Genomic DNA, 20332 nt, shown 5'->3' on the forward strand with positions numbered 1-20332 from the left:
GTTCAGTCGCGACCGCTCGGCTCGCCGGCACGGGCGTGGGCGTCGCCGGCGGGCGGCGCGGGACGGTCGTTGTCCTCGAGGATGTCCAGCGCCGGGGTGTCGAGATCATCGAACTGGCCGCGCTTTACCGCCCAGACGAAGGCGGCCACGGCCAGCCCCAGCAGGATCAGGCTGATCGGGATCAGCATCAGCAGGATGGCCATCAGGGTGCCTCCATGGGTGTCTTGAGCCGCGCCAGGCGCAGGGCGTTGAGGGTCACGATCAGTGATGACAGCGCCATGCCCAGCGCTGCCAGCCACGGCGTGACCCAGCCGGCCGCGGCCAAAGGCAGCGCCAGCAGGTTGTAGCCGGTGGCCCAGGCCAGATTCTGGCGGATGATGCGCTGGGTGGCACGTGCCAGCGTGATCGCGGCCGGAATCCGGCGCAGGCCGCCGCCGGTGGTGACCAGGTCGGCGGCACGGTGCGCCAGCGAGGCGCCTTCGCCCATGGCGATGGAGACGTCGGCGCCCGCCAGCACCGGTGCGTCGTTGAGGCCGTCGCCGACCATCGCCACCACCCGGCCTTCGGCCTGCAGGCGCCGCACCAGCGCCAGCTTGTCTTCCGGCGACTGCCGCGCGTGCGCATCGTCCAGCCCCAGTGTCGCGGCCATGCGGCGCACCGCCGCCTCGCCGTCGCCGCTGGCCAGGTGCACGCGCAGGCCCTGCGCGCGCAGCGCGGCCAGCGCCTGCGCGGCGTCGTCGCGGGCGCGCTCTTCCAGTACGAAGCGGGCCGCGGCGCGCTGGCCGTCGCCCAGCCACAGTGCGCCATCGTCCTGGCGCGCGGCGGCGAAGTCGGCCCGGCCCAGGCGCCAGTGGCGGCCATCGACCACCCCCTGCACGCCGCGCCCGGGAACCGCCTCGACCCGTGCCGCGCCGAGGGCGGTGGCGTCACCGCGGGTGAAGGCGGCGGCCAGCGGATGGCCGCTGTCGCGCTCCAGGGCCGCGGCGATATCCAGCGCGCCGGCCGTATCCAGCGCGGGGTCCAGCACCTGGGTGGCGGCCAGCACCGGGCGGCCGTCGCTGAGCGTGCCGGTCTTGTCGAACACGATGTCGGTGGCGCGCGCCAGCGTGTCCATTGCGTCCGCGCGCACCGCCAGCAGGCCGATGCGGGCCAGCGCACCGTGCGCGGTGGCCAGTGCCGCCGGCACCGACAGCGACAGCGCGCAGGGACAGCTGATCACCAGCAGGGCGAGGGTGACCTCCAGCGCGCGTTCGGGCTGGTAATGCCACCAGCCGGCGAACACGACCAGCGCCACCGGCAGCAATGCCAGCACGAAGCGGCTGCCGATGCGGTCGGCCAGGCGGGCCAGCGCCGGCCGGTGCGCCTGGGCCTGTTCGACCAGTCGTGCCAGCTGCGACAGGCGCGTGGAAGTGCCGGTGAGGGTGACGCGCAGCCGCGCCGGGCGTTCACGACAGACGGTGCCGGCATAGACCGGCTCGCCGGGCTGCTTGCGTACCGGGGCCGATTCGCCGGTCAGCAGCGCCTCCTCGAACCAGGCCTCCTCGCCGCCGTCGCCGAGCAGCACGCCATCGGCCGGTACCGCTTCGCCGGCCGCCACACAGGCCACGTCGCCGACGCTCAGCGCCGCCAGCGGCACCGCTTCGCGCTGGCCGTCGGCGCGTTCGCGGGTGGCGAAGGCCGGGCGTGCGCGCGCCAGCGCGTCGACCTGGGCGCTGGCCACCGAGCGCGTGCGCTGTTCGAGCATGCGCGCGGCCAGCAGCAGGAACACGAACATCACCGCCGCGTCGTACCACACATGCGGCCCGCCGCGAATGGTCTCCACCAGGCTGGCCAGGTAGGCGAGCAGGGTGGAGCTGGCGATCAGCACGTCCATGCCCAGGCGGCGCTCGCGCAGTTCGCGCATCGCCCCTGACAGGAATGGCCAGCCGGAGTAGAACACCACCGGCGTGCACAGCAGGAACGTCAGCCAGCGGAAAAAGTCGCGCGTGGGCACCGGCATGGTGCTGTTGAAATCCAGGTACAGGGCTTCTGCCAGCATCATCGCCTGCAGCATGCCCAGGCCGGCGATGCCCAGCCGCAACAGCCAGCGCCGGCGTTCGCGGGTGCGCTGCCGCTCGGCGGCCTCGCTGCCGGCCAGGTACGGGCGGTAGCCGAGCATCGCCAGCCGCTGCAGCGGTGCCGACAGCGTGGTGCGGGCCGGGTCCCAGGCGATGCGGATGCGGCCGGTGACGGCATTGGCGCCGCAGTCGATCACGCCCGGTTCGCGCGCCAGCGCACGATCGATCAGCCAGGCGCAGGCGGCGCAGCGCATGCCGTCGGTCAGCAGGGTGATCTCGCGGCCGCCATCGACCGCGCGGCTGTGCTCGGCCTGCACGTCGGCGCGGTCCCAGACCGCCAGATCGGGCAGCACTTCGCCCACGCGCGCGCCATTGGCGCTGCGCAGGCGGTAATACCCGTCCAGGTCGGCGCTGGCGATCCACTCGGCCGCGGCGGCGCAGCCATGGCAGCAGAACGCATGCGTGCTGCCGTCCAGCATCGCCATGTGGGGCTGGGCCGGCAGTGTTTCGCCGCAGTGGTGGCAGGTGCCGGTGGCCGCCATGACGGCGGGCGACCGCGCCGGATCGGCGATCACGTCCGGGCTCAGTGTTCCCCGCCCAGCGAGGGAGAGAGGCGGGCGGCATGCTGCTGCTTCGGCAGCCGGCCGTGCAGGCGCCAGCGGCCTTCGCCGTCGCGCAGCTGCACGACCCAGTCGTGCTCGCCGTCCACGGCCTGCTGGACACGCCAGCCCGGGCCCTGCGGCAGCAGTTCCAGGCGCAGGTCGTCGGACTGGCGGGTAGGGTGTTCCAGCACCAGTTGCAGCGGGACGCCGGTGGCGAACTTGCCGGTGGCCGGGAGTACCTCGACCACGCCGTCCTCCACGCGCAGCACCGCGCTCAGGCCCAGCTTGGCGGCCGCTTCGTCCGGCCCCAGGTCGGTGGTCTGGATCTGCGACACGCGCTGCACCGGATCGGACACCACGTCGGCGCCGCCGGAGCGCACGGCGATGATCACCAGCCCGACGCCGGCCACGATCGACAGCAGCGGCAGGCCGACCACCAGCCAGAACACGGGGACCCGCCAGGGGGATTTGGAACGTTCGTTCATTGCACCGGACCAAAGAAACTGCTTTCGACGACGCGCTTTTCGCCGCCACCCTCGCGCTCGACCACGAAGCGCAGCGCACGGCGGCCGCTGACCTCGCCGTCGGCCACCACGTTCAATGCCACCGGCAGCACCTGCTCGGGACCGGCCTGGACCTCGGTCTGGCCCTGCAGGCGCAGGCCGGCGTCGGCAGGCTCCAGGGTGATGCGGTAGCGCCGGGTTTCCTGGCTCTTGTTGATCAGCTTGAGCGTGTAGTCGTTGGCGATGCTGCCGTCGGCGGACTGCCGGTACAGGGCGTTGCGGTCGCGCAGCACTTCGGCGATGAGCTCGCTGCGATGGCCCACGCCCCACACCCAGGCACCGCACAGCCCCAGCAGGAGCAGGCCGTAGACGAAGATGCGCGGGCGCAGCACGCGGGTCGGCTTGCCGTCGATGGCGTTCTGCGTGGAGTAGCGGATCAGGCCATGCGGGTAGCCCACCTTGTCCATGACTTCATCGCAGGCGTCGATGCAGGCACCGCAGGCGATGCACTCGTACTGCAGGCCGTTGCGGATGTCGATGCCGGTCGGGCACACCTGCACGCAGATGGTGCAGTCGATGCAGTCGCCCAGTTCCTCGGGGGCGAACTTCGGCAACGGCGCGACGTCGGCCAGCTCGCCGTCCCAGGTGATCGTGCCCTTGGCGTGCGCGGCCTGGGTGGCGGCGGACGGATGGCGCCCGGCGCGGAATACGTAGTCATAGGCGACCGACGGGATCAGCAGGCCGCGCGCGCGCTCCAGCACGCTGGTCAGGCCGCGCTTGCGCGGGCCGCGCGGTTCGCCGCGCATCGGGTCGTAGGCGATCAACAGCGTGTTGCGGTCGAACATCGCGCTCTGGAAGCGCGCATACGGGCACATGTACTTGCATACCTGCTCGCGCAGGACGCCGGCGTTGCCCCAGGTGGCCAGCGCGTAGAACAGCACCCAGAAGGTCTCCCAGCCGCCCCACTCGAACGGCAGCAGGCGCGCGCCCAGGTCCTTGATCGGGGTGAAGAAGCCGACGAAGGTGAACCCGGTCCACAGCGCGAACAGCAGCCACAGCAGGTGCTTGCTGCCCTTGCGCAGCACCTTCTCGCGGTTCCACGGGCCGGCATCGAGCTTCATGCGCCGCGGGCGGTCGCCCTCGGTCCAGCGCTCCATCCACAGGAAGGTCTCGGTCCACACCGTCTGCGGGCAGGCGTAGCCGCACCACAGGCGTCCGGACAGCGCGGTCGAGAAGAACAGCGTCATCGCCGCGATGATCAGCAGCAGCGCCAGGAACAGGAAGTCCTGGGGCCAGAACACCAGCCCGAAGATGTAGAACTTGCGTGCCGGCAGGTCGAACAGCACGGCCTGGCGGCCGTCCCACGACAGCCATGGGAACAGGTAGTACATGCCCAGCAGCCACACCACCGCGGCCACCCGCAGGCGGTTGAAGCGTCCCGAGACGTCGCGCGGATAGACCTTGCGCTCGCTGACGTAGAACGAATTGCCCTGTTCGTCCACGACATCCAGCGGAATGCGCTTGCTCATGGCAGGCGTCCGGTGGCGGGCGGCGAGGGCGGAAGCGGGAACGGGCGGTTGACGGTCATGGCGTATGCGGGGCGTGTTGCTGCGCGGGAGCGGTCAGTATCGGTTTGAAACGAATGCAAGGAAGCGACGGATTGTCGCAGCCGCCGCTCAGCGGTCCGGCGGCAGGGCGCGGTTGAAGCGGCTGGCGGGCCGCAGCAGGATCCAGGTGAACAGGCTGGACGAGGCGGTGGCCAGCCAGAACATGGCGAAGCCCAGCGTATAGCCGAGCTCGCGTGAAATCTGCAGGTCCGGGAAGGTCATGTCGCGCAGCGTCAGCGGGTCGACGAAGGCGAAGAACACCATCGTCGCCACGCCGGCGGCGAAAAAGCTGGGCCAGGCGATGGCCCCCACGCGCTGGGCAAGCGGACGTGGGGGGTGGTCGAAGCGTGGCTCGCTGAAGTCGGTCACTTTGCGCTCGTGCTGGCCTTGGTGTCAGCCTGATTATGCGACAACGACCAGACATAGGCAGCGACCAGGCGGACGCGGGTCTCGCCGAGCAGTTCGCGGTGCGCCGGCATGCTGCCGTGGCGGCCTTCGGTGATCGTCTTGTACAGGCTTTCACGGCTGTTGCCGTAGAGCCAGTAGTTGTCGGTCAGGTCCGGCGCGCCGATGTCCTGGTTGCCCTTGCCGTCGACCCCATGGCAGGCCACGCAGACGCCCTCGTAGAGCTTCTTGCCGCGGGCGGCCATGTAGTTGTTCTGCAGGGTTTCCGGGGCCGACAGGGTGCGCACGTAGGCGATGGTGTAGTCGATCGCCTCCGGGCCGCCCATGCCGGTGAGCACGGTACCCCACTCGGGCATGATGCCTTCGCGGCCGTCCAGCACCGTTTCCAGGACGCGCTCGGGCGAGCCGCCCCAGTGCCAGATGTCGTCGGTCAGGTTCGGGTAGCCGATGGCACCCTGGCCCGAGGAGCCGTGGCAGGTGGCGCAGGTGTTGCCGAAGATCGAGCGGCCCAGCGCCAGTGCCTTGGGATCCTTGGCCAGCTGGTCGATCGCCTTGCCGGCATACGGCTTGAAGGTCTGCTCGAGCTTGGCGTCCTCGACGGCCTTCTCCTTGGCGTGCTCGCCCTTGGAGGTCCAGCCGCTGTAGCCGGGGATGTTGCCCAGCCCGCCATACCAGAACAGGTAACCGATGCTGAAGAAGATGGTCAGGTAGAACAGGTTGATCCACCAGCGCGGCAACGGCTTGTTGTACTCGGTGATGTCACCGTCCCAGGTATGCAGCGTGTCCTCGGGCTTCGGGTCGCCCGGACGGCGGCGCGCGGTCCACCACAGCAGCCACACGCAGCCCAGGATGTTCAGCGCAACCAGGGCGATGACGTACCACGTCCATCCCATGCTCATCATCCGCGCTCTCCCCCGTTGCCGTATTGCACGTTGTCATCTTCCAGCGGCAGGCGTGCCGCATCCTCGAACTCACGCTTGCGCTTCGGGCTCCAGGCCCAGATCCAGCCGCCGACGAACAGCACCAGCAGCAGCGCGGTCACGATGCCGGAGATCATTGCTGGCCTCCCCGCGGCGCGTGCCGGCCCAGTCCCTGCAGGTAGGCGACGACCGCGTCCAGCTCGGTCTTGCCCTTGACGTCCTCTGCGGCGCTGGCGATCTGCTCGTCGCTGTAGGGGTCGCCCAGGGCCTTGAGCGCGCTCATGTGCCGGGCCACGGTGGCGCCGTCGACCTGGTTCTTCTCCAGCCATGGGAAGCTGGGCATGTTCGACTCGGGCACCACGTCGCGCGGATTGATCAGGTGCACGCGGTGCCAGGCATCGGAATAACGGCCGCCGACACGCGCCAGGTCCGGACCGGTGCGCTTGCTACCCCACTGGAAGGGACGGTCGTAGACCGATTCGCCCGCCAGCGAGTAGTGGCCGTAGCGCTCGGTCTCGAAGCGCAGGGTGCGCACCATCTGCGAATGGCAGTTGTAGCAGCCTTCGCGGACGTAGACGTCACGGCCGGCCAGTTCCAGCGCCGGGTAGGGCTCGACGCCCTCCAGTGGCTTGATCGCCTCGGCCTGGAACATCAGCGGCACGATCTCGGCCAGGCCGCCGAACGACACGGCGACCGCGATCAGCACCGCCATCAGGCCGACGTTCTTCTCGACTTTCTCGTGGGGATTCTTGTTCTCGCTCATGGGGTTCCTTCCTCCTCAGGCACGCACTTCGGAGGCGTCGACGGGCAGCAGCGGCTGCGGTTCGATCGCGGGGGCGGTACGCCAGGTACGCCAGACGTTCCAGGCCATCAGGCACATGCCGCTCAGCACGACCAGGCCGCCGCCGAGGCGGATCAGGTAGTACGGATAGGTGAACTTCAGCGATTCGACGAAGGTGTAGGTCAAGGTGCCGTCGTCGTTGGTCGCGCGCCACATCAGGCCCTGCATCACGCCGGCGATCCACATCGAGGCGATGTAGAGCACCACGCCGATGGTGTGCAGCCAGAAGTGCGTGTCGATGGCCTTGACCGAATACATCTGCTCGCGGCCCAGCAGCTTGGGCATCAGCGCGTAGATCGAGCCGATCGAGATCATCGCCACCCAGCCCAGCGCGCCGGCGTGGACGTGGCCCACGGTCCAGTCGGTGTAGTGGGAGAGCGAATTGACCGTCTTGATCGACATCATCGGGCCTTCGAAGGTCGCGATCATGTAGAACGACACCGCCACGATCAGGAACTTCAGGATCGGGTCGGTGCGCAGCTTGTGCCACACGCCGGACAGGGTCAGCACGCCGTTGATCGCGCCACCCCACGACGGGGCCAGCAGGATCAGCGAGAACACCATGCCCAGGGACTGCGCCCAGTCGGGCAGGGCGGTGTACTGCAGGTGGTGCGGGCCGGCCCACATGTAGACCGCGATCAGCGCCCAGAAGTGCACGATCGACAGCCGGTAGGAGTACACCGGGCGGCCGGCCTGCTTGGGCACGAAGTAGTACATCATTCCCAGGAAGCCGGCGGTCAGGAAGAAGCCCACCGCGTTATGGCCGTACCACCACTGCACCATCGCATCCACCGCGCCGCTGTAGACCGAGTAGGACTTGGTCGGGCCGGCCGGGATGGAGATGTTGTTGACGATGTGCAGCAGCGCGATGGCGATGATGAAGCTGGCGTAGAACCAGTTCGCCACGTAGATGTGCTTGACCCGGCGCTTGGCGATGGTGCCGATGAACAGCACCGCGTAAGCCACCCACACCGCGGCGATCAGGATGTCGATCGGCCATTCCAGCTCGGCGTATTCCTTGCCCTGGGTGTAACCCAGCGGCAGGGTGATGGCCGCGGCCACGATCACCAGCTGCCAGCCCCAGAACACGAAGGCCGCCAGCTTGTCCGATATCAGCCGGACGTGGCAGGTGCGCTGCACCACGTGCAGGCTGGTCGCTATCAGTGCACAGCCACCGAAGGCGAAGATCACCGCATTGGTATGCAGTGGTCGCAGCCGCCCGTAGCTGAGCCACGGTATGCCTTCGCCGAGCGTCGGCCAGTAAAGCTGGGCGGCGATGATCACGCCTACCAGCATGCCCACGATGCCCCAGACCACGGTCATCACCGCGAACTGGCGCACCACCTTGTCGTTATACGTCCCCTGCACGCTTTGCATGCGGCCTGATCCTCGGTCTGAACGGGGAAAATCATCCCCCGTGTGGAGCACTCCGGGCATTGACTTGAATCAATGCGTGTCCCGGGCGGTTTGCAGCCATCCAGGGGGTGTGTTCCATGGATGCCATGCTGAACAGTATATGACGGAGGCCCGGGCGACAGGGTCGCCCGGGCCTCCGATGCATTGCGAGGTGAATCAGCGGGTTACGATCAGCTTGCCCTTCATCATGGCCGAATGGCCCGGGAACGAGCAGTAGAAGCTGTAGTCGCCGCCGGCGGTCAGCTTGTTGCCCGGGAAGCGGACCTGGGTCTTCTGCCCGCCACCGATCAGTGTGGTGTGGGCGATCACCCGCGCATCCTTGGGCTGCACGTAGTTGTTGGCGACGCCGGCACGGATCGCGTCACGGTTGACGCCGGCCATGTCGGCGGTGGTGGAGACCACCACGTTGTGGCCCATGGCGGTGGCCGGAAGCTTGCCGGTGTGGGTCAGCTCGATGGTGACGGTGGCGCAGCTGGCCGAAACGGTGGCTTCCTTGAGATCGAACTGCATCGCGTCGTTGCCCTTGAGCGAGACAGTGCAGTTGCCGGCAGCCTGGGCCGCGCCCGCGGCGCCGACGAGGGCCAGGGCGAGGAGAAGACGGCGCGAGGTTTTCATGGGTGTTGCTCCTGTGGGATAGGGAATGGACGCGGCGCGGGGCCTGGTCGTCACGGCCTGGCGCGACACTGCGCCAGACGACGCGCATAGAGTCGTTCCAGGCGGGCTTCATCGCCTTGATCTGGGTCAATCAATCCAGCGCTGGCGCATGCCGGCACGCCATGCATTCATCCACCATCCACCGGTGAGTGCGCGGCCGCTGCCGCCGCCGTGGCGGCAGGGTCGATGGGTGCGTGCGCCAGGGAACTCCCGGGGCTGCCACGCCGCCCCGGGGAGCCTGCCTGCGTGCCGGACCGGCCGCTCAGGCAATGGGTGCGCGAAGGACCGGCATGTCCCAGCCCGGACGCGGCGCGAAACGGTCGCCGTGGCGTGCCTGCAGGGTCCGGAGTTTTTCCACCAGGGCATCGGCGCCGGTGGCGCGGACGTGCTGGATCGGGCCGCCGCGGAACGGCGCGAAGCCGGTACCGAAGATCACCCCGGCATCGAGCAGGTCGGCATCGGCCACCACGCCATCGTGCAGGCAGGCCACCGCCTCGTTGAGCAGCGGCAGGATCAGGCGGTCCTCCAGGTCCGACGGCGCCTGGTACTCCCTGGCCACTTCCGGCTTCACCGCGCGGCCGTTCTCCCACTTGTAGATGCCCTGGCCATCCTTCTTGCCGCGCTTGCCCGGCTCCACGGCGGCCAGCGCGGCCGGGATCTGCAGGCCCAGGAACGGCGCCAGCTCCCTGCCGACGCTGGCGGCCACGTCCAGGCCGACGGTGTCGAGCAGTTCGATCGGGCCCATCGGCATGCCGAACTTCACCGCGGCGCGGTCGATCACCGGGCCGGGGATGCCTTCGGCATAGGCGGTGGCCGCCTCCAGCATGTACGGGAACAGCACGCGGTTGACCAGGAACCCGGGGGTGCCGGCCACCGGCACCGGGAACTTGCCCAGCGCCTTGCAGAATGCGGCCAGCCGCTGTTCGGTCTCCGGCGCCATGCGGTCGTGGTGGATGATCTCCACCAGCGGCATCTGCGCCACCGGGTTGAAGTAGTGCAGGCCGGCGAACCGGGCCGGCTGCGCGATGTGTTCGCGCAGCTCGTCCAGCGGGATCGAGGAGGTGTTGGTGGTCAGCAGCGCGTCGGCCTTCAGCCGCGGCTCCAGCGTCTGGTACAGCTCGCGCTTGGCTTCGGGGTTCTCGATGATCGCCTCGATCACCAGGTCGGCGCTGGCCACGCCGTCGCCGGCCAGGTCGGGCTTCAGCCGTGCCGCCACTTCCGGGCGCCTGGCCGGATCCTTCACCTTTTTCTCGAACAGGGCCTGGGCACGTGCCATGGCCGGGTCGATGAAGCGCTGTTCGCGGTCCTGCAGGGTCACGTCGAAGCCCTTGTAGGCCGCCCAGGCGGCGATGTCGCCGCCCATCACCCCGGCACCGACCACATGTACGTGGCGGATGTCCGACGCCTTGCCGCCCAGCGCCTTGAGCCGCTCGGTCAGGAAGAAGATGCGGATCAGGTTGCGCGCGGTCGGGCCGCCGGCCAGCTTGACCACCGCGCGGCGCTCGGCGTCCAGACGTGCCTGGATGCCGCTGCCGCCGCTGCGCTCCCAGGTCGAGATCAATGCGTATGGTGCCGGGTAATGTTCCTTCTTCGCCTTGCGCGCGACCTGCTTGGCCATCTGCGGCGCCAGGATCCTGCGTGCGAGCCAGGTGTTGGTGGCCCAGGCGGTGGCGCGCTGCCTGAACGGCCGGGTCACGCCCGACTGCAGCAGCGATATCGCCGCGTCGACCAGGACCGCCGGTGCGGCGACCTTGTCGACCAGGCCGATGCCGCGTGCGGCCGAGGCCGACAGGGTGCGCCCGGTCAGCATCATGTCCATCGCCGCCGGGGCGCCGACCAGGCGCGGCAGGCGCGCGCTGCCGCCCCAGCCCGGGAAGATGCCCAGCTGGGTCTCGGGCAGGCCGATGCGGGTGGACGGATCGCTGGACGCCACGCGGTAGCGGCAGGCCAGGGCCAGTTCGGTGCCGCCGCCCAGGCAGTGGCCGTGGATCGCGGCGACGGTGGGGCAGGGCAGCTCTGCCAGTTTCTGGTAGGTGGACTGGCCGCGGCGGATGGCGTCGTTGACGGTGCCGCGGCGGTCGAACTCCTGGAACTCCTTGAGGTCGGCGCCGGCGATGAAGCCGGCGGCCTTGGCCGAGCGGACCACCACCCCCTTGGGCGGGTCGATCGCCAGCCGTTCGACGATGTCGCCCAGCTCCAGCAGCACGTCCTGTGACATCGCGTTGACCGGACTGTCGCGGCGGTCCAGGGCGAGCACGACGAAGCCGTCGTCGCGGATCTCGGCCTGCCAGTGAGTGAAGCGGAGCCCATCGAAACCTGAAAGCATGGGACGTTCCATCCGGTTGTGTATGGAGAAGATCGCTATGATCCAGAGGTTGTTTCCCCGGCGTCAAATCCCAATGCTCTGGGAAGCAGGGGCGTTCGTGCCGGCCGGTCGTGGCCGACAGGCTATCCGAACGCAGGTTGCAGGGTGTGTACGTGCCCTTCGCGCGCCTGGCCGTGGCGCGGGGGCGGTGGCCGCAATGTAAACATGCTCTGAAGGACGGTGCGGCGCTCCGGGGACCGGACGCTGAACTTTTTCCGCCACAGGCGGTCTCATTGCCCGACGTCGGTTGGGCTGACAGGAGTGCGGCCCTTTATGGCCGAGGTTGAAACACCGCAGGAGCTGGATCTGGAGCTGGTCCGGCGCGTGCAGCGCGGCGAAAGCGCGGCGTTCGATGTCCTGGTGCGCAAGTACCAGCACCGCATCGTCGCGTTGATCGGGCGCTACATCGCCGACTGGAGTGAATGTCAGGACGTGGCCCAGGACACTTTTGTTCGCGCCTACCGCGCGATCGGGAATTTCCGTGGCGACGCCCAGTTCTATACCTGGTTGCATCGAATCGCAGTGAATACCGCCAAGAATTACCTTGCCGCGCACAACCGGCGCCCGCCGACCGACGATATCGATATCGGCGATGCCGAGCAGTTCGACGCCGGTGCGCGCCTGCGCGACACCGACACGCCCGAACGCGAACTGATGCGGCAGGAACTGGAACAGACCGTGATGAAGGCGGTCGACGCGCTTCCCGAGGAGCTGCGTTCGGCCATCACGTTGCGAGAGGTGGAAGGCATGAGCTACGAGGAAATCGCACACAGGATGGGCTGCCCGATCGGCACCGTGCGTTCGCGGATATTCCGTGCCCGCGAGGCCATCGACGTGCAGTTGCGTCCGCTGCTGGATACCGCCAGCGCCACCCGTGAAAGGAGCCGCGCATGAATGTTTCCGGCCGCGTCGATGCGGCGGCGGGCAATGCCGCCGACAAGTTCGAACTTCATTACCGGCAGCAGTTGTCGGCACTGGTCGATGGCGAGCTGCCCACCGACGAGGCGCGTTTCCTGCTGCGCCGGCTCCAGCACGACGGCGAGTTGTCCGGCTGCCAGGAGCGCTGGCAGCTGCTGGGCGACGTGCTGCGCGGCCAGGCCTGCGCCCCGGCACCGGCCGGCTTCGACCTCAGGATCCGCGCGGCGATCGAAGCCGGTGCGGGGCAGGCCTCCCCTGCATCCGAACGGCAGGTTCGTCGCGGTGGCTGGCGGCGCTGGGGCGGGGGCGCCGCGCTGGCGGCCTCGGTCGCGGCCGTGGCCCTGTTCATGGCGCGCGGGCAGTTGCCCGGACCGGCCGTGCCGGAGACCGTGATCGCCACCGCCGCCCAGGTTCCGGCGGCCACGGTGGTGGCCGATGCCGACCCGGCCGCGGGTGCCGGTACCGAGGCCGGCACCGAGGCCGGGCTGGCCGCCGCGGCGCCTGCCGTGGCCGCCGTGGCGTTGCGGCGTGCGGATGCATCGGTGCGGCGTGGCAGCGCCACCCGTACCCAGCAGGCGGCGCGCAGCGTGGCTGCACGCCAGGCCGAGCCGGCGCGCGCGGTGGCCGCGCAGGCACCGCCGCCGGCGCTCCGCCGCGATCCGTTCGCCGACCCTGGTGGCGTGCTGCAGGCGCGTCCATGGCCGCGCTCGAGCCTGTCGCCGGCACTGTCGGGCACCGCCCTGAATGCCAGCGCGCCGACGGAAGGCGGGGCGACCTTTTACCCGTTCGAGCCGCGGCTGCCATCCCAAGGGGGACAGGCGGCCCCGGACGCGCAGCCGGCGCGGCCCTGAGCAGGCACTTCTTCCCGCACCGGCGGCCATGCGCGGCGGGTGCGGTTTCCCGGGATTTCCCCGTCTGGCGCTCGATGCCGGGCGGAGCGTGTTTCTTCACTTTCCAATCGGAGGCTCGAGTCTGATGACCCACCGTATCCATACGCGGCTGTTCGGCCTGCTGGCAATGACCCTGCCGCTGGTCGCCTGTGCCCAGAGCAACGCCCCCACCGCTCCCGCCGAACAGGCGGTCGCCGCGCGCCCGGCTGCGCCGGCCCCGCAACTGGTGAGCGGCCTGCCCGATTTCACCCAGCTGGTGGACCGGGTCGGGCCCGGCGTGGTGAACGTGGAAACCGTGATCGGCCCGCGGCGCGGTCCGCGCATGGCGGGCGGCGCGCGGCCGGACATGGACCAGCTGCCGGAGTTCTTCCGGCGCTTCTTCGGCCCGGACTTCCAGATGCCCCGCGAGGCGCCGGAAGACGGCCCGCGCGGCCGCGGCATGGGCTCGGGCTTCATCATTTCCGCCGACGGCTACGTGCTGACCAATCACCACGTGATCGACGGCGCCGAGACGGTCAAGGTCAAGCTCAGCGACCGCCGCGAGTTCGACGCCAAGGTCGTCGGCAGCGACGAGCAGTACGACGTGGCGCTGCTGAAGATCGACGCCAGGGGCCTGCCGACCGTGCGCGTGGGCGATTCCAATACGCTCAAGCCCGGCCAGTGGGTGGTGGCGATCGGCTCGCCGTTCGGCCTGGACCATTCGGTCACCGCCGGCATCGTCAGTGCCACAGGCCGCAGCAACCCCTACGCCGAACAGCGCTACGTGCCGTTCATCCAGACCGACGTGGCGATCAACCAGGGCAATTCCGGCGGCCCGCTGCTCAATACCCGCGGCGAAGTGGTCGGCATCAATTCGCAGATCTTCTCGGCGTCCGGTGGCTACATGGGCATCAGCTTCGCCATTCCGATCGACCTGGCGATGAGCGCGGTGGAGCAGATCAAGAAGACCGGCAAGGTCAGCCGTGGCCAGCTGGGCGTGGTGGTCGAGCCGCTCGACTCGCTCAAGGCCCAGGGGCTCGGCATGCCGGACAGCCGCGGCGCGCTGGTCAACCAGATGGTCGAGGACAGCCCGGCCCGCAAGGCGGGCCTGGAAGTCGGCGACGTCATCCGCTCGGTCAACGGCACCGAGATCGCCGCCTCCAGCGACCTGCCGCCGCTGATCGGCGCGATGCCGCCGGGCAGCAAGGTCCGGCTGGGCATCCTGCGCGACGGCAAGCCGCGCGAGATCAGCGTGACCCTGACCGAACTGGCCGAGGACGCCGCACGCCCGGCCAATGCCCCGGCCGCGGCCGGCGGCGACAAGCCGCAGGCCGGCGCCAACGCCCTGCTGGGGCTGGAGGTGGCCGACCTGACGGCCGCCGAGCGCCGCCAGCTGGGGCTGGACGCCGGCGAGGGCGTGCGCATCACCGCGGTGAACAGCCAGGCGGCGCGCGAGGCGCGGCTGTCGCCAGGCATGGTGGTGCTGCAGGTCGGCCGGACCCCGGTCGGCAGCGTGGCCGCGCTCAACCGCGAGCTGGCCGGCTACAAGAAGGGCGACGTGGTGATGCTGCTGGTGCGGGCGGGCGGCAACAGTGCCTTCGTCGCGGTCCGGGCCGGCGGCTGAGCCTGGCCTTCATCAAGCTGTACGCAGGGGCCGCCTCCGGGCGGCTCCTGCCGTCCGGGCCGGCGGCCTGTGCGGGCTGGCCGCCTGGCGTGCGATAATGGCGCGTTATCCTGACGACGCGACGCGCCGCCGCCACCTTATGTCTGCCGATTCGATGCGGAACATCCGCAATTTCTCCATCATCGCCCACGTCGACCATGGCAAGTCCACCCTGGCCGACCGCATCATCCAGATCTGTGGCGGCCTGACCGCGCGCGAGATGGAAGCGCAGGTCCTGGACAACAACCCGATCGAGCGCGAGCGTGGCATCACCATCAAGGCGCAGTCGGTGTCGTTGCCGTACACCGCGCGCAATGGCGAAACCTACTACCTGAACTTCATCGACACCCCCGGCCACGTCGACTTCTCCTATGAAGTCAGCCGTTCGCTGGCGGCCTGCGAGGGCGCGCTGCTGGTGGTGGACGCGGCGCAGGGCGTGGAAGCCCAGTCCGTGGCCAACTGCTACACCGCGGTCGAGATGGGCCTGGAAGTGGTGCCGGTGCTGAACAAGATCGACCTGCCGACCGCCGACATCGAGCGTGCCAAGGCCGAGATCGAGGCGGTGATCGGCATCGACGCCACCGACGCGGTACCGGTGTCGGCCAAGACCGGCCTGAACGTGGAGGAGGTGCTGGAGGCCATCGTCCACCGCATCCCGCCGCCGGCCCCGCGCGATACCGACAAGCTGCAGGCGCTGATCATCGACTCCTGGTTCGACAACTACCTGGGCGTGGTCTCGCTGGTGCGGGTGATGCAGGGCGAGGTCAAGACCGGCGACAAGCTGCTGGTCATGTCCACCGGCCGCAACCACCAGGTCGACGCGGTGGGTGTGTTCACCCCCAAGCGCAAGGTCACCGGCAAGCTGTCGGCCGGCGAGGTGGGCTGGATCACCGCGTCGATCAAGGACGTGCACGGCGCGCCGGTCGGCGACACCCTGACCCTGGCCGCCGACCCGGCGCCGGCGCCGCTGCCCGGTTTCCAGGAAATGCAGCCGCGCGTGTTCGCCGGCCTGTTCCCGGTCGACGCCGAGGACTACCCGGACCTGCGCGAGGCGCTGGACAAGCTGCGCCTGAACGACGCGGCGCTGCGTTTCGAGCCGGAAAGCTCCGAGGCGATGGGCTTCGGCTTCCGCTGCGGCTTCCTCGGCATGCTGCACATGGAGATCGTGCAGGAGCGCCTGGAGCGCGAGTACGACCTGGACCTGATCAGCACCGCGCCGACCGTGGTCTACGAGGTGCTCAAGAGCGACGGCTCCATCGTGATGATGGACAACCCCGCCAAGCTGCCGCCGGTCAACCAGGTCGAGGAGATCCGCGAGCCGATCATCCGTGCCAACGTGCTCACGCCCGAGGAGTACATCGGCAACATCATCAAGCTGTGCGAGGAAAAGCGCGGCAGCCAGATCGGCATCAATTACCTGGGCAGCCAGGTGCAGATCAGCTACGAGCTGCCGATGGCCGAGGTGGTGCTGGACTTCTTCGACAAGCTCAAGTCGGTCAGCCGCGGCTACGCCTCGCTGGACTACCACTTCGTGCGTTTCGAGGCCGGTCCGTTCGTGCGCGTGGACGTGCTGATCAACGGCGACAAGGTCGACGCGCTGTCGCTGATCGTGCACCGCAGCCACGCCGACCGCCGCGGCCGCGAGCTGTGCGAGAAGATGAAGGACCTGATCCCGCGGCAGATGTTCGACGTCGCCATCCAGGCCGCCGTCGGCTCGCAGATCATCGCCCGCACCACGGTCAAGGCGATGCGCAAGAACGTGCTGGCCAAGTGCTATGGTGGCGACATTTCGCGCAAGAAGAAGCTTCTTGAGAAGCAGAAGGAAGGCAAGAAGCGCATGAAGCAGGTCGGCCGCGTGGAGATCCCGCAGGAAGCCTTCCTGGCCGTGCTGCAGATGGACAACAAGTGACCGGCGCCTGCCGCCGGGACCCGTGCATAGCGAAGGATGACGAATGAAATGGTTTGAAATCGCCCTGGTGGTGCTGACCCTGGGTTCGGGCCTGGTCCTGCTGCTGGACAAACTGTTCCTGGCCAAGCGCCGCGCGACCAAGGGTGGCCTGCTGGACAGCGAGGAACCGGCGGTCGTCGATTACTCGCGCGCCTTCTTCCCGGTGCTGGCGGTGGTGCTGGTGCTGCGCAGCTTCATCGCCGAGCCGTACAAGATCCCGTCCAGCTCGATGATGCCCAACCTGCTGATCGGTGATTTCATCCTGGTAAACAAGTTCGCCTATGGCATCCGCCTGCCGATCACCAACACCAAGGTGATCCCGACCGGCGAGCCGCGTCGCGGCGACGTGGTGGTATTCCAGTTCCCGGGCCATCCGGACATGCCCGGCGACCCGCAGCGCGGCGAGAATTTCATCAAGCGCGTCATCGGCCTGCCGGGCGACCGCATCGGCTTCCACGGCGACACCCTGTCGATCAATGGCCAGCCGCTGGCCTACGAGGTCAAGGGCGAGTACGTGGGCAAGGGCCGCGGCGCCGAAATGAACGGCGCCACCCTGCTCAGCGAGGCATTGCCGGGCCGCACGCATACCGTGCTGGAGTACCTGGGGCGCGCCAACCCGGCCGGCCAGGGTGACTGGCAGGTGCCGCAGGGCCAGTACCTGGTCATGGGCGACAACCGCGACAACAGCGACGACGGCCGTTTCTGGGGCTTCCTGCCGGAGCAGAACCTGCGCGGCAAGGCGTTCCTGATCTGGCTCAACTGCAGTGGCTGGTTCTGCAAGGACGGCTTCGAGCCGTCGCGGATCGGCTCGGGCATCCAGTAACCTAGGCGCAACCCGGGGGAGAACGCTATGAATCGCAAGCAAGGCGGCATGACGCTGACGTCGTTCCTGATGGTGCTGGCCGTGGTCGGTTTCGCCCTCTACGTCGGCATGAAGCTGTTCCCGATGTACCAGGAGTTCTACGCGGTCAAGACCTCGATGAAGGCCCTGGCCAAGGAGCCGGGCACGTCCGATCCGTCCAGGGCGCAGGAGCTGTTCTTCAAGCGCATGGACATGAACTACTCGGACAGCGTCAAGCGCGACAACATCAAGTTCGACCGCATCGATGGCGGCGTGCGCATGAACGTGAGCTATGAAGTGCGCCGCCCGCTGGTGGGCAACCTCGACATCGTCGGCCGCTTCGAGAACTCCCAGGACCTGACCTCGCACGGTGAGTAGGACGGTGACGCGGGGTGACCGCATCGGCCACCCGTTCCGGGATCCGGGTCTGCTGCAGCAGGCCCTGACCCATCGCAGCGCGGGCGCGCCGCACAACGAGCGCCTGGAATTCCTGGGCGACAGCATCGTCAACCTGATCGTGGCCGAGGCCCTGTTCGCCCGCTGGCCCAAGGCCGACGAGGGCGCGCTGACCCGGGCGCGGGCGGCGCTGGTGTGCGAAGGCGCACTGGCGGCCATGGCCCGTACCCTGGAACTGGGCCAGCGCCTGACCCTGGGGCCCGGCGAGATGAAGTCCGGCGGCCACCGCCGCGACTCGATCCTGGCCGATGCCTTCGAGGCGGTGGTGGCGGCGATCTACCTGGACGCCGGTTTCGAGGCCTGCCGCGCGCGGGTGCTGCCCTGGTTCGACGCGCCGATGGCCGCGGTGCCGGTCGGCAAACCCGAAAAAGACCCCAAGACCCGCCTGCAGGAATGGCTGCAGGCGCGGCAGAAACCGCTGCCGGTCTATGAACTGGTATCGGAAACCGGCGATGACCATGCCCGGCATTTCCGGGTACGCTGCCGCCTGACCGACCCGGACGTGACCACCGAGGGCGAAGGCAGCTCCCGGCGGCTGGCCGAACAACAGGCGGCTGCGGCCGCGATCGAGCAACTGGATTCCAAGTGAACGACACATCCTCCCACCGCTGTGGCAGCGTCGCCGTCATCGGCCGCCCCAATGTCGGCAAATCGACCCTGACCAACGCCCTGGTGGGCGCCAAGGTCAGCATCGTCTCCAACCGGCCGCAGACCACGCGCCACCGCCTGCTGGGCATCGCCACCTTCCCCGAGGGGCAGCTGGTGCTGGTCGATACCCCCGGGCTGCACCGCCAGCAGAAGCGGGCGATGAACCGGGTGATGAACCGTGCCGCGCGCAGCTCCCTGGAGGGCGTGGACGCCGGCCTGCTGGTGATCGAGGCCGGGCGCTGGGACGAAGAGGACACGCTGGCCTTCAACGTGCTGCGCGACGCCGGCATCCCGGTGCTGCTGGTGGTCAACAAGGTCGACCGCCTGAAGGACAAGGGCGCGCTGCTGCCGTTCCTGCAGGAGATCACCGAAGGCCGCGATTTCGCCGGCGTACACCCGATCTCGGCGCAGAAGCGCAATGGCCTGGAAGCGCTGGTGCGCGACGTGCTCAAGCTGCTGCCCGAGGCCCCGCCGATGTTCGGCGAGGACGAGATCACCGACCGCAGCCAGCGGTTCCTGGCCGGCGAACTGGTGCGCGAGCAGCTGATGCGCCAGCTGGGCGAGGAACTGCCGTATGCGACCACGGTGGAGATCGAGCGCTTTGCCGAGGACGGCAACCTGCTGCGCATCGGTGCGGTGATCTGGGTCGAACGCGAGGGCCAGAAGGCCATCGTGATCGGCAAGGGCGGCACGCGGCTGAAGGAAATCGGCGCCAAGGCCCGCCTGCAGATGGAGCGGCTGTTCGGTGCCAAGGTGTTCCTGGAAACCTGGGTGCGCGTGCGCGAGGGCTGGTCGGACGACGAAGCCGCGCTCAGGGCCTTCGGGTACGGCGAGTAACCGGCAGGCGGGCGTGCCGGGCGGTCCGCCCGCCCGCGCCCGCGGCGAGCGCCAATGCGGATCGACGACGAACCCGCCTATGTGCTGCATGCGCGCCCCTGGCGCGAGACCAGCCTGCTGGTCGAGGCGCTGACGCTCGCGCATGGCCGCATCGGCCTGCTGGCGCGTGGCGTGCAGGGACCGAAAAAACAGCTCCTGCGCGCGGCCCTGCAGCCGCTGCAGTCGATCCGCCTGGATGCGGTGATGACCGGCGAACTGGCGCAGCTGCGCCGTGCCGAGAGCCAGGACGCGGCGCCGCGCCTGCATGGACAGTCGATGCTGGCCGCCTTCTACGTCAACGAACTGGTGCTGCGGCTGGCGCCGCGCCACGACCCCTTGCCCGAGCTGCACCATGCCTATGGCCAGGTCCGCCACCAGCTGGCCGATGCGGCCGGCCTGGCGTGGGCCCTGCGGCGCTTCGAGCGCGACCTGCTCGATGCGCTGGGCTTCGGTTTCGACTGGACCTGCAGCGCGGACGGGCAACCCATCGACCCGGCCGCCCGCTACCGGCTGGATCCGCAGGAGGGGCCGCTGCGCCTGCTGAGCGAGCGCAACGCCGCCGAGCGCCGGGGCCTGGCCACCGGTGCGGCGCTGCTGGCGCTGGCCGCGGACCAGGCGCCGGCCGCGGCCGACCTGGCCAGCCTGCGGCCGCAGATGCGCGCGGTGCTGCTGCACCATCTGGGCGGGCGCGGGCTCAAATCCTGGGAAATGCTGGGTGAGCTGAAGGGCGGGAGCTAGCAACC

20 protein-coding genes are annotated in these 20332 nt (G+C 69.1%); 9 read left to right on the forward strand and 11 right to left on the reverse strand.

Features of this window, described 5'->3' with window-relative positions; all coding sequences use genetic code 11:
• Window positions 1-2: 2 nt before the first annotated feature.
• From ccoS to ABB33_RS11245, 11 genes are all read right to left on the reverse strand, one after another.
• Window positions 3-203, reverse strand: coding sequence for a cbb3-type cytochrome oxidase assembly protein CcoS (gene ccoS, locus ABB33_RS11200; RefSeq protein WP_056932167.1), 201 nt, complete (start codon window positions 201-203; stop codon window positions 3-5).
• A complete protein-coding gene (locus ABB33_RS11205) occupies window positions 203-2632 on the reverse strand; it encodes a heavy metal translocating P-type ATPase (protein ID WP_225546694.1) in 2430 nt (809 codons plus the stop codon). Before ABB33_RS11205 ends, ccoS begins: the two co-directional genes overlap by 1 nt.
• 8 nt (window positions 2633-2640) lie before the next feature.
• Window positions 2641-3144: a FixH family protein gene (locus ABB33_RS11210; RefSeq protein ID WP_056932169.1), complete on the reverse strand. Its 504-nt coding sequence runs from the start codon at window positions 3142-3144 to the stop codon at window positions 2641-2643.
• A complete protein-coding gene (locus ABB33_RS11215; RefSeq protein WP_056932170.1) occupies window positions 3141-4691 on the reverse strand; it encodes a 4Fe-4S dicluster domain-containing protein in 1551 nt (516 codons plus the stop codon). Before ABB33_RS11215 ends, ABB33_RS11210 begins: the two co-directional genes overlap by 4 nt.
• 147 nt (window positions 4692-4838) lie before the next feature.
• Window positions 4839-5138 (reverse strand): hypothetical protein, encoded by a 300-nt coding sequence (locus ABB33_RS11220; protein ID WP_054664328.1) that lies wholly within the window; start codon window positions 5136-5138, stop codon window positions 4839-4841.
• Window positions 5135-6067: a cytochrome-c oxidase, cbb3-type subunit III gene (ccoP, locus tag ABB33_RS11225; RefSeq protein WP_225546695.1), complete on the reverse strand. Its 933-nt coding sequence runs from the start codon at window positions 6065-6067 to the stop codon at window positions 5135-5137. Before ccoP ends, ABB33_RS11220 begins: the two co-directional genes overlap by 4 nt.
• 5 nt (window positions 6068-6072) lie before the next feature.
• Complete coding sequence (locus ABB33_RS18230; protein WP_082393911.1) at window positions 6073-6231, reverse strand: cbb3-type cytochrome oxidase subunit 3; 159 nt, start codon at window positions 6229-6231, stop codon at window positions 6073-6075.
• Window positions 6228-6857: a cytochrome-c oxidase, cbb3-type subunit II gene (gene ccoO, locus ABB33_RS11230; RefSeq protein ID WP_056932171.1), complete on the reverse strand. Its 630-nt coding sequence runs from the start codon at window positions 6855-6857 to the stop codon at window positions 6228-6230. Before ccoO ends, ABB33_RS18230 begins: the two co-directional genes overlap by 4 nt.
• A gap of 15 nt (window positions 6858-6872) precedes the next feature.
• On the reverse strand, window positions 6873-8312 hold the full coding sequence (gene ccoN / locus ABB33_RS11235; RefSeq protein WP_054664337.1) for a cytochrome-c oxidase, cbb3-type subunit I: 1440 nt from the start codon (window positions 8310-8312) through the stop codon (window positions 6873-6875).
• 195 nt (window positions 8313-8507) lie between these two features.
• The gene (azu, locus tag ABB33_RS11240) at window positions 8508-8966 is read right to left on the reverse strand and encodes an azurin (protein WP_056932172.1); all 459 of its coding nucleotides are present in this window, start codon (window positions 8964-8966) and stop codon (window positions 8508-8510) included.
• A gap of 301 nt (window positions 8967-9267) precedes the next feature.
• The gene (locus ABB33_RS11245; RefSeq protein WP_056932188.1) at window positions 9268-11331 is read right to left on the reverse strand and encodes a 3-hydroxyacyl-CoA dehydrogenase NAD-binding domain-containing protein; all 2064 of its coding nucleotides are present in this window, start codon (window positions 11329-11331) and stop codon (window positions 9268-9270) included.
• 312 nt (window positions 11332-11643) lie between these two features.
• On the opposite strand from ABB33_RS11245, the gene rpoE reads away from it, so the two are divergent.
• From rpoE to recO, 9 genes are all read left to right on the forward strand, one after another.
• Entirely contained in the window at window positions 11644-12264 is a 621-nt protein-coding gene (gene rpoE / locus ABB33_RS11250; protein ID WP_054664342.1) for an RNA polymerase sigma factor RpoE, read from the forward strand.
• The gene (locus tag ABB33_RS11255; protein WP_056932173.1) at window positions 12261-13139 is read left to right on the forward strand and encodes a sigma-E factor negative regulatory protein; all 879 of its coding nucleotides are present in this window, start codon (window positions 12261-12263) and stop codon (window positions 13137-13139) included. The genes rpoE and ABB33_RS11255 overlap by 4 nt, the downstream gene beginning before the upstream one ends.
• A 124-nt stretch (window positions 13140-13263) precedes the next feature.
• Window positions 13264-14781 carry a DegQ family serine endoprotease gene (locus tag ABB33_RS11260; protein ID WP_056932174.1) on the forward strand — a complete coding sequence of 506 codons (1518 nt, stop codon included), beginning with the start codon at window positions 13264-13266 and terminating at the stop codon, window positions 14779-14781.
• 154 nt (window positions 14782-14935) lie between these two features.
• Window positions 14936-16729, forward strand: coding sequence for a translation elongation factor 4 (lepA, locus tag ABB33_RS11265; RefSeq protein ID WP_054668627.1), 1794 nt, complete (start codon window positions 14936-14938; stop codon window positions 16727-16729).
• A 43-nt stretch (window positions 16730-16772) separates the two neighbouring features.
• Window positions 16773-17591, forward strand: a complete 819-nt coding sequence (gene lepB, locus ABB33_RS11270) for a signal peptidase I (protein WP_056932175.1) — start codon at window positions 16773-16775, stop codon at window positions 17589-17591.
• Window positions 17592-17618: 27 nt separating this feature from the next.
• Window positions 17619-17987 carry a DUF4845 domain-containing protein gene (locus tag ABB33_RS11275; protein WP_056932176.1) on the forward strand — a complete coding sequence of 123 codons (369 nt, stop codon included), beginning with the start codon at window positions 17619-17621 and terminating at the stop codon, window positions 17985-17987.
• A complete protein-coding gene (gene rnc / locus ABB33_RS11280; protein WP_054664356.1) occupies window positions 17980-18654 on the forward strand; it encodes a ribonuclease III in 675 nt (224 codons plus the stop codon). The genes ABB33_RS11275 and rnc overlap by 8 nt, the downstream gene beginning before the upstream one ends.
• Window positions 18651-19550 (forward strand): GTPase Era, encoded by a 900-nt coding sequence (gene era, locus ABB33_RS11285; RefSeq protein ID WP_056932177.1) that lies wholly within the window; start codon window positions 18651-18653, stop codon window positions 19548-19550. Before rnc ends, era begins: the two co-directional genes overlap by 4 nt.
• 54 nt (window positions 19551-19604) lie before the next feature.
• Window positions 19605-20327 carry a DNA repair protein RecO gene (gene recO / locus ABB33_RS11290; protein WP_056932178.1) on the forward strand — a complete coding sequence of 241 codons (723 nt, stop codon included), beginning with the start codon at window positions 19605-19607 and terminating at the stop codon, window positions 20325-20327.
• Window positions 20328-20332 lie beyond the last annotated feature (5 nt).

Origin of the sequence: Stenotrophomonas acidaminiphila (assembly GCF_001431595.1) — a bacterium.
GTDB classification, from domain to species: Bacteria; Pseudomonadota; Gammaproteobacteria; order Xanthomonadales; family Xanthomonadaceae; genus Stenotrophomonas; species Stenotrophomonas acidaminiphila.

Bases quoted from the DNA above. Each gene is read 5' to 3' on its own strand.
- ABB33_RS11210 (WP_056932169.1), bottom strand. From the start codon at position 3,144: ATGAACGAACGTTCCAAATCCCCCTGGCGGGTCCCCGTGTTCTGGCTG.
- ABB33_RS11260 (WP_056932174.1), top strand. From the start codon at position 13,264: ATGACCCACCGTATCCATACGCGGCTGTTCGGCCTGCTGGCAATGACC.
- ABB33_RS11245 (WP_056932188.1), bottom strand. From the start codon at position 11,331: ATGCTTTCAGGTTTCGATGGGCTCCGCTTCACTCACTGGCAGGCCGAG.
- lepB (WP_056932175.1), top strand. From the start codon at position 16,773: ATGAAATGGTTTGAAATCGCCCTGGTGGTGCTGACCCTGGGTTCGGGC.
- ccoS (WP_056932167.1), bottom strand. From the start codon at position 203: ATGGCCATCCTGCTGATGCTGATCCCGATCAGCCTGATCCTGCTGGGG.
- ccoN (WP_054664337.1), bottom strand. From the start codon at position 8,312: ATGCAAAGCGTGCAGGGGACGTATAACGACAAGGTGGTGCGCCAGTTC.
- ccoP (WP_225546695.1), bottom strand. From the start codon at position 6,067: ATGGGATGGACGTGGTACGTCATCGCCCTGGTTGCGCTGAACATCCTG.
- rpoE (WP_054664342.1), top strand. From the start codon at position 11,644: ATGGCCGAGGTTGAAACACCGCAGGAGCTGGATCTGGAGCTGGTCCGG.
- lepA (WP_054668627.1), top strand. From the start codon at position 14,936: ATGCGGAACATCCGCAATTTCTCCATCATCGCCCACGTCGACCATGGC.
- ccoO (WP_056932171.1), bottom strand. From the start codon at position 6,857: ATGAGCGAGAACAAGAATCCCCACGAGAAAGTCGAGAAGAACGTCGGC.
- recO (WP_056932178.1), top strand. From the start codon at position 19,605: ATGCGGATCGACGACGAACCCGCCTATGTGCTGCATGCGCGCCCCTGG.
- ABB33_RS18230 (WP_082393911.1), bottom strand. From the start codon at position 6,231: ATGATCTCCGGCATCGTGACCGCGCTGCTGCTGGTGCTGTTCGTCGGC.
- ABB33_RS11255 (WP_056932173.1), top strand. From the start codon at position 12,261: ATGAATGTTTCCGGCCGCGTCGATGCGGCGGCGGGCAATGCCGCCGAC.
- azu (WP_056932172.1), bottom strand. From the start codon at position 8,966: ATGAAAACCTCGCGCCGTCTTCTCCTCGCCCTGGCCCTCGTCGGCGCC.
- ABB33_RS11275 (WP_056932176.1), top strand. From the start codon at position 17,619: ATGAATCGCAAGCAAGGCGGCATGACGCTGACGTCGTTCCTGATGGTG.
- ABB33_RS11215 (WP_056932170.1), bottom strand. From the start codon at position 4,691: ATGAGCAAGCGCATTCCGCTGGATGTCGTGGACGAACAGGGCAATTCG.